Origin of the sequence: Mycolicibacterium chubuense (assembly GCF_001044255.1) — a bacterium.
GTDB classification, from domain to species: Bacteria; Actinomycetota; Actinomycetes; order Mycobacteriales; family Mycobacteriaceae; genus Mycobacterium; species Mycobacterium chubuense.
In genome coordinates, this window is the sequence record NZ_JYNX01000062.1 from 76383 (window position 1) to 83865 (window position 7483).

General features: G+C 71.3%; 9 protein-coding genes. 3 read left to right on the plus strand and 6 right to left on the minus strand.

Annotated features, from left to right (window positions below):
- Positions 1-32: 32 nt before the first annotated feature.
- Positions 33-473 (minus strand): Asp23/Gls24 family envelope stress response protein, encoded by a 441-nt coding sequence (locus MCHUDSM44219_RS23570; protein WP_048420682.1) that lies wholly within the window; start codon positions 471-473, stop codon positions 33-35.
- Between the two features lie 214 nt (positions 474-687).
- Between MCHUDSM44219_RS23570 and MCHUDSM44219_RS23575 the strand changes: the two genes are divergently transcribed.
- Positions 688-2043: a hypothetical protein gene (locus MCHUDSM44219_RS23575; RefSeq protein ID WP_048420683.1), complete on the plus strand. Its 1356-nt coding sequence runs from the start codon at positions 688-690 to the stop codon at positions 2041-2043.
- On the opposite strand, the gene MCHUDSM44219_RS23580 is transcribed toward MCHUDSM44219_RS23575, so the two are convergent.
- The 5 genes from MCHUDSM44219_RS23580 to MCHUDSM44219_RS23600 are packed head-to-tail and all read right to left on the minus strand — an operon-like array spanning position 1969 to position 5491.
- Positions 1969-2436, minus strand: coding sequence for a hypothetical protein (locus tag MCHUDSM44219_RS23580; protein WP_109777931.1), 468 nt, complete (start codon positions 2434-2436; stop codon positions 1969-1971). The genes MCHUDSM44219_RS23575 and MCHUDSM44219_RS23580 overlap by 75 nt on opposite strands.
- Positions 2433-3539: a molybdopterin-dependent oxidoreductase gene (locus MCHUDSM44219_RS23585; protein WP_048420685.1), complete on the minus strand. Its 1107-nt coding sequence runs from the start codon at positions 3537-3539 to the stop codon at positions 2433-2435. The genes MCHUDSM44219_RS23580 and MCHUDSM44219_RS23585 overlap by 4 nt, the downstream gene beginning before the upstream one ends.
- A 4-nt stretch (positions 3540-3543) precedes the next feature.
- Positions 3544-4173, minus strand: coding sequence for a methyltransferase domain-containing protein (locus MCHUDSM44219_RS23590; RefSeq protein WP_048420686.1), 630 nt, complete (start codon positions 4171-4173; stop codon positions 3544-3546).
- On the minus strand, positions 4173-4838 hold the full coding sequence (locus tag MCHUDSM44219_RS23595) for a TIGR04282 family arsenosugar biosynthesis glycosyltransferase (protein WP_048420687.1): 666 nt from the start codon (positions 4836-4838) through the stop codon (positions 4173-4175). The genes MCHUDSM44219_RS23590 and MCHUDSM44219_RS23595 overlap by 1 nt, the downstream gene beginning before the upstream one ends.
- A complete protein-coding gene (locus MCHUDSM44219_RS23600; RefSeq protein WP_048420688.1) occupies positions 4835-5491 on the minus strand; it encodes a glycosyltransferase family 2 protein in 657 nt (218 codons plus the stop codon). The genes MCHUDSM44219_RS23595 and MCHUDSM44219_RS23600 overlap by 4 nt, the downstream gene beginning before the upstream one ends.
- Positions 5492-5594: 103 nt before the next feature.
- Between MCHUDSM44219_RS23600 and MCHUDSM44219_RS23605 the strand changes: the two genes are divergently transcribed.
- Entirely contained in the window at positions 5595-6347 is a 753-nt protein-coding gene (locus tag MCHUDSM44219_RS23605; protein WP_048420689.1) for a response regulator transcription factor, read from the plus strand.
- Positions 6334-7353, plus strand: coding sequence for a sensor histidine kinase (locus tag MCHUDSM44219_RS23610; RefSeq protein WP_048420690.1), 1020 nt, complete (start codon positions 6334-6336; stop codon positions 7351-7353). Before MCHUDSM44219_RS23605 ends, MCHUDSM44219_RS23610 begins: the two co-directional genes overlap by 14 nt.
- Positions 7354-7483 lie beyond the last annotated feature (130 nt).

The following is a 7483-nucleotide window of genomic DNA, read 5'->3' on the forward strand; positions in this document are numbered from 1 at the left end:
TCGTTCTCCTCTGACGTTCGTCCGGGCGGCCGTCACTCGACCCGGCCGGAGCGATCGTCGGCGTCGTCGCCCTCGTCGGGGACGTGGACGTCGTGCACCGTGATGTTCACCTCGACGACCTCCAGACCGGTCATGCGCTCCAGCGCGGAGATCACGTTACGGCGGATCCCCGAGGCGACATCGGAGATGGACACCCCGTACTCGGCGACGATATCGAGATCGACGGCCGCCTGCTTCTCCCCGACCTCGACCGAGACGCCCTGCGCGTAGTTGGTGGACGCACCCGGGATGCGGTCGCGCAGCGCGCCGACCGCCCGGCTGGCATTGCCGCCGAGATCGTGCACTCCGTGCACCTCGCGGGCGGCCAGGCCGGCGATCTTCGACACCACGACGTCGGCGATGGTCGTGTTGCCCTGGGTGGTCACCAACGGGCCGGCGGGCTTGGTGGCAACGGCGGTCGTCGAGCTGGTCATGTCAGGTCCTCCTGTGTGGATGTGTTCGTCTTCGTACACGTCTTCTGTCGTGCGGCCCGACCTGATCCGAATGCCGGATCGGTGTAATCCGGCACACATCCCCACCATGGAGCAAATAGGCAGCGGTATCCAATACCCTTTGCGGCTCGGCGGGCAAACCCACGTCACCGACGTGTCAGACCTCGTGCCGCGCCCGATCCCTAGGCTGTCGGACGTGTCTATCGGTCGCAGAGAAACGGTCGCCGTGGCGGTCGGCGCGGTCCTGGTGGTCGCGGCGTTCGTCGTCCCCCGCCTGGATCTTGGCCCCGTCACACCGCTGATCAACGCGACACCGGACCGGTTCCGCGACTTCGCCGACACCGCCCCGATCTTCGGCTGGTGGAACGCCCACGTGGGGCCGGGCACCGTCCCGGCCGTCGCGCTGGCACTGGCCGCCGTGCTGTGGGGACCCGCGCTCGCCCAGCGGCTGCCGTGGCGGTGGCTGCCGTGGACCGCCTGGGCGGTGTCGTGCGCGTGGGCGTTCAGCCTCGCGATGGTCGACGGCTGGCAGCGTGGCTTCGCCGGCCGGCTCACCGCCCGCCACGAGTACCTGCGTCAGGTCCCGACCATCGACGACGTCGGCGAGGCGGTGCGCACGTTCGCCGGCCGGATCCTCGACTACCAGCCTGATTCCTGGATTACCCACGTCTCGGGACACCCGCCGGGGGCGCTGCTGACGTTCGTGTGGCTGGACCGGATCGGACTCGGCGGAGGGGCGTGGGCCGGGCTGCTCTGCCTGCTGGCCGGGTCCAGTGCGGCGGCCGCGATCGTCGTCGCGGTGCGCGCGCTCGCCGACGAGGACATGGCCCGGCGGGCGGCGCCGTTCGTGGCGGTGGCGCCGACCGCGATCTGGATCGCCGTGTCCGCCGACGGCTACTTCGCCGGTGTCGCGGCGTGGGGCATCGCGCTGCTGGCTCTCGCGGTCACGGGCACGACGCGGCTGGCGGTGGCTGCCGCGGCCGGGGCGGGGCTGCTGCTGGGCTGGGGCATCTTCCTCAACTACGGCCTGGGGCTGATGGCGCTGCCCGCGGTCGCCGTGCTGATCAGCGCACGCACCGGACGAGCCGCCCTGACCGCGCTGGTGCCCGCCGTGGTGGCCGCACTGCTGGTCGTCGGGGTGTTCGCTGTGGCCGGGTTCTGGTGGCTCGACGGCTATCACCTGGTGCAGGAGCGCTACTGGCAGGGCATCGCCAACGACCGCCCGTTCGCGTACTGGGGCTGGGCGAACTTCGGATCGGTGGTGTGCGCGATCGGGCTGGGCAGCGTGGCCGGGCTCGGCCGCGTCTTCGACCTCGCCGCGCTGCGGCGGCGCAGCGGGCTGCACCTGGTGGTGCTCGGGGCGCTGCTGGCGATCGTGGCCGCCGACCTGTCCCGGCTCAGCAAGGCCGAGACCGAACGGATCTGGCTGCCGTTCATGGTGTGGCTGGTGGCCTCGGCGGCGCTCCTGCCGCGCCGGTCACACCGCTGGTGGCTGGCCCTCAACGTCGTCGGCGCGCTGGCCGTCAACCACCTGATCCTGACGAACTGGTAGCCGCCGCGCCACGAGCAGGTACACCGGGACGCACACCCAGACCACCGCGAGCGCGATCCACAGCCCCGCCACGTAGTCACGGTCGAGCACCGTGAGGTTGTCGGGCCGCGCGCCCGGCTTGTCGTAGACCGGGATCGCCAGCAGGGCCAGCACCACACTGCACAGCGCCGCCACCGCCACCGGTGTCCGCCACGCGGCCGGCACCAGCCGTCGCCCGGCGAAACCCAGTGCCGCGCACAGTGGCGCGAACACGAAGTCGTGCAGGATGACCGCGGCCGCCGCCCACACCGCGATCCGCACCAGCACCACCGGTGGTTGGTCGAGCAGCAGCACCGCGCCGTATGCACCGACCGCGAGCCCGGCCACCACCAGGGCGATCCTCAGGATCTTCACGGCACCACCTCGATCCGGGTCAGCCATTTCGTCTGCAGCACACCGGGTCTGGTCGGAGCGATGAGTCGGCACGGATAGCCGTGATCGAGGTTCAGTGTCTCACCGTTGATCTTCAGGGCGATCAGCGTCATGTCATCACGGGCGTGCCGGGCGGGCAGCACGGTCCGCGAGTACGGACCCGGTCCCTCCAGCGAGATCATCCGCACGTCCGAGTCCGGCGACGCCCCCACCTCGGCGATGAGTTGAGACAGGGTCACCCCGGTCCACGCGGCCTCGGCGCTCCACCCCTCCACGCATGCGATCGGCAACCGGTGGGTGCTCTGCGGCATCGCGGCGAGCTCGGCGAGCGTGAACGACGTGCTGCGCTCGCCGTTGGTCACCGTGAGCCGGTACTCCGGCGACCGGGCCGCGGCCACCACGCCCGCGGCCACCGCCGACCGGTTCACCGGAATGCCTTGCGGCCCCGTGCCCGAACGCGGGGCAAGCACCGAGACGCGACGCAGCAGCGGGATCGTCTGGCCGGCGGTGACGACGGTGGCGACCGCCACCGACAGCCATGTCCCGATCAGCACGGTGCGGCGAGTCGGGCCGCCCTGCGGGACATGCGACCCGTCGTCGAGCGGCTCCCCGAGAGCACGCCTGATTACGGGCAGCTTCACCCCGATGTGCACGATCACCGCGCCGATGGCCACATAGGCGGCCGCGTAATGCGCTGTGGTGAAGAAGAACCCGAACACGTACCACTGCGCGGTGTTGAGCAGCCCGGTACTCAGCTGGAAGATCATCGAGGCGACCAGCACCAGAATCGAGATCCGCTCGAGCGCGCGGACCGGACCCCCGAGCAGCGGACGCTCGAACAGCTTCGGCCAGACCGACCACAGTTTGACCACGAGCAGCGGAATCGCGGCGATGCCGCTGATGACATGCAGGCCCTGCGTGAACCGGTACAGCCACACGGGCCGGGTCGGCCACCAGAACCACGGCTGTGGATGCTGGATCAGATGACTGATCAGCCCTGTGGCGAAACAGATTGCGATCGCGACGCCGAGCGCCATGCCGACGCGGGCGGTGACAGCCGTCCCGCGCAGATACAGGGTGGGCATGTCGTCACGCCGCGGCGAGGCTGGCGACGACCCGGTCGCCGATGCGGCGGATGCCCGCGACCGACAACCCCACCTCGGCGGCCAGCGCCGCCACGCAGTCGATGCCGACCGACGCCCAGCGGAACCACGGGCCGATGGTGCTGGCCGATTCCAGCCGCACCCAGCCGACGTCGACTCCCGCTGTGTCGGAATCGAATTCGGCGACGCACTGACCGCCGCTGCGCAGCAGCTCGGCGGCGCGGCGCAGCACCTTGACCGGGTCACCGCCGAGGCCGACGTTGCCGTCGGCCAGCAGCACGGTCTGCCAGCGCCCGGTGCCTGGCAACGGTTCGAACAGGTCACGGTGCAGTGCCGGCGCACCGCTGCTGCGGGCCAATCGCACCGCCGTCTCCGACAGGTCCACCCCCAGCGCCGGTACCCCGCGCTGCACCAGATGGGCCACCAGCCGGCCCGGGCCGCAACCGAGGTCGATCGTCGGGCCTTCACACATCTCGACGACGGTGTGGTCGAAGCGCTCGTCGGCGTGCCGGCCGCCCAGCCAGCTGTGCACCGGCAACTTGCTCACCCGCCCGTCGTCGCGGCGCACCCAACATCGTTCGCCGTCCAGGGCGCGGTCGTAGAGCTGTCCGAACATCAGGCCTCCACCGTCGCAGTGATCCGGCTGAATCGTGAGCCGGCCGGGCAGGCGCGACGCACCACGTCGACGTCGTCGATCGTGTCGACGTCGGCGAGCTGCGCGACCAGTCCCACCGACAGTCCGGTGTGCTGCAGCGCCGACAGCGTTACAGCGCCGGTGTCGGGCGCCGACATCGGCACATCGCGCAGACAGTCGGCGCGCGCCGCGTCGCGCACCCCGAGCACCCACCATCCGCCGTCACACGCCATGCCGAGTACGGCCTCGTGCTCGGCGAGGCCACGCACACAGTCCGCCAGCAGCTCGGGGGTCACCTGCGGGGTGTCCATCCCGATCTGCACGACCGCCGCCCCGTCGCTCGCGGCCGCCGCGTCGAGGTGCGCGTTGGCGAGCCGGTCGGCGAACCCGTCGCCCCGCTGACCGACCACGACGAAGTCGTCGAGGCGGGCCCGGATCTCGGCCGAACGGGCGGCGGCAGCGAGGTCTCCGGTCATCGCGACGACCCGCGTCTGGGCGGGCGTCGCCGCCACGGCGTCGAGGGTGTCGAGCAGCGCGGCGGCGGCGATGTCGGCGGCCACCGCGTCGCCGAGCGTCGCCGCGAGCCGCGTCTTCGCCAGCCCGGGCACCGGTGCCTTGGCCACGACCAGTAGGCAGGTTCCCGTCACGAGATGGCCTTCCAGAAGTCCAGGGCCGCGGTGGCGCTGCCACGCACCGAGCCGCTCACCTTCGACGTGCCGCCGGTGCGCGGGCCGTAGGCGACATCGCGTTCGGTCACCGTCCAGCCCGCCTGCGCGGCTCGCACCAGCAGCTCCAGCGGGTAGCCCGAGCGGCGGTCGGTGACGCCGAGCGCCAGCACCGCGTCGCGGCGGGCCACCCGCATCGGGGCGATGTCGTGGACCTGCAGGCCGTAGCGGGTGCGCAGCCGCCAGCACACCGCCGCCGTACCGAGGCGGGCGTGCCACGGCCAGGTCAGACCGGGTGTGGCACGCCGGCGTCCGATCGCCATGTCGGCGCCGCGCTCGACGTCCTCGACCAGGGCCGGCAGCTCCTGCGGGTCCAGCGACCCGTCGCCGTCGAGCACCGCGACGATCGGCGTCGACGCCGCCACCACACCGGCGTGCACCGCCGCCCCGTAGCCGGGGGTCGTCTCGGCGACCACGTCGGCGCCGCAACGGCGCGCCACCAGCGCGGTCGCGTCGGTGCTGTTGTTGTCCACCACCAATGCCCTGTACCCCGCGGGCACGGCGGCCAGAACGCCCGGCAAAGACTCGGCCTCGTTGAGGCACGGCAGGACCACCGTGACGGGACAGTCGGGCATAGACCGCAACGCTAGGCCAGGCGTGCGAAGGACGCGAGCGGCAAGCCTGACAATTCGATGACATAGCTGCAGGTAGCAGCATTGTAGGGCTAGCCTCTGTGTGGTGACCCGCGTGCTGATCGCCGATGACGATGACGTCGTCCGCGACGTCGTCCGGCGCTATCTCGAGCGCGACGGACTCGTCGTGTCCACCGCACATGACGGCACCGAAGCGTTGCGACTCCTGGGTTCCCAGCGCATCGACGTCGCGGTGCTGGACGTGATGATGCCCGGCCCCGACGGCCTCTCCCTGTGCCGCAGCCTGCGCAAACGCGGCGGTTACGCGGTACCGGTGATCCTGCTGACCGCCCTGGGCGAAGAGGACGACCGCATCGCCGGACTGGAAGCCGGCGCCGACGACTACCTGACCAAACCGTTCAGCCCCCGCGAACTCGCACTGCGGGTGCGCTCGGTGCTGCGCCGCGCCCCGTCGCCGACCGGCGTGATGCCGATGGACCTGCGATCGGGCGATCTGATGATCTCGACAGCGTCGCGCACGGTCACGCTGGCGGGCCGGCCGGTCAGCCTCACCAACCGCGAGTTCGATCTGCTGCTGTTCTTCCTCACCCACACCGACACCGTGTTCACCCGCGAGGACCTGCTCAAGCAGGTCTGGCACTGGGACTTCGGCGACCTGTCGACGGTGACGGTGCACGTCAAGCGCCTGCGGTCGAAGCTCGGCGACCGCCACCGGGTGCAGACGGTGTGGGGCCGCGGCTACATGTGGACCTCCGACGCGTCCGCCGATACGAGGGCCGACGCTTCCGCAGAACCGAAGCCCGAACCGACCTCCGGACGGCCGGATGCCGACGACTGACTTCTGGGAGACCGTCGGCTGGGCTCTGGCCTGCTCGGTACCCGTGGTGCTGGTCGGCGCGGCGGTGATCCGGCTGGCGCGGACGTGGTCGCTCGCGGTCAGCATGGTCGCGCTGGTGCTGATTCCCGTGCTCGCGACCCTGGCCGGGGTCATCGGGGCCAGCGGGTTCATGATCACGCCGGCGAGCATCGCGGTGGTGTTGGCGGTCGTCTCGGTGGTGACGATCCCCGCCGCGGTGATGCTGGGCCGCTACCAGGCGCGGCGCACGGTGTGGGAGGCCGAGATCCGCGACTCCGAGCGGGCCGCCGAGCAGTCACGGCGCCGGCTGGTCGCGTTCGTCAGCCATGACCTGCGCACGCCGCTGGCCGGCATCCGCGCTGTGTCAGAGGCGATCGCCGACGGTGTGGTGCCCGACGACGAGGTGCGGGTGCACGCCAAGCACATCGAGCACGAGTCGGTGCGCCTGTCGGAGATGGTCGACGACCTGTTCGAGATGTCGAAGATCAACGCGGGCGCGCTGACACCGTCGTTCGACAAGGTGGCGCTCGACGAGGTGGTCGACGACGTGCTGGCCGCGCACCGGATCGCCGCCGAACGCGCCGGGGTGCAGCTGGAGGCGAACCTGCCCGAGGAGCCGGTGCGGGTGGTGGGCAGCGACCGCGCGCTGGTGCGGGTGCTGTCGAACCTGGTGGCCAACGCGATCGCGCACACGCCCGAGGGCGGCAGGGTCGAGCTGGCCTTGGGCGCCGACGAGAACAGCGCGTGGGCCCGGGTGGACGACACCGGCGTGGGCATCGACGAGGCCGACCTGCCGCGTGTGTTCGACGTGGCCTATCGGGGATCGAACAGCCGTGTGCCGCGGGCGGATTCGTCGCTGCCGAGCGGGTCGGGGCTGGGGCTGGCGATCGCGGCCGGCCTGGTGCAGGCGCACCGCGGCACGCTGTCGGCGCACAATCTGCCGACGGGCGCCCGCTTCGAGGTGCGCCTCCCGCTGGCCAGCGACTGAATTGTTCTGTCGCGGAATAGCATTCCGGGTCGCTGCGAGCGCGGCGGATTCATACGGTCACTGCAACATCCGGTGTTCTGGGGGGTTGCTGAGTGGGCAGTGGGCGGCGGTTCGGGTCTGAGGTTCGGCG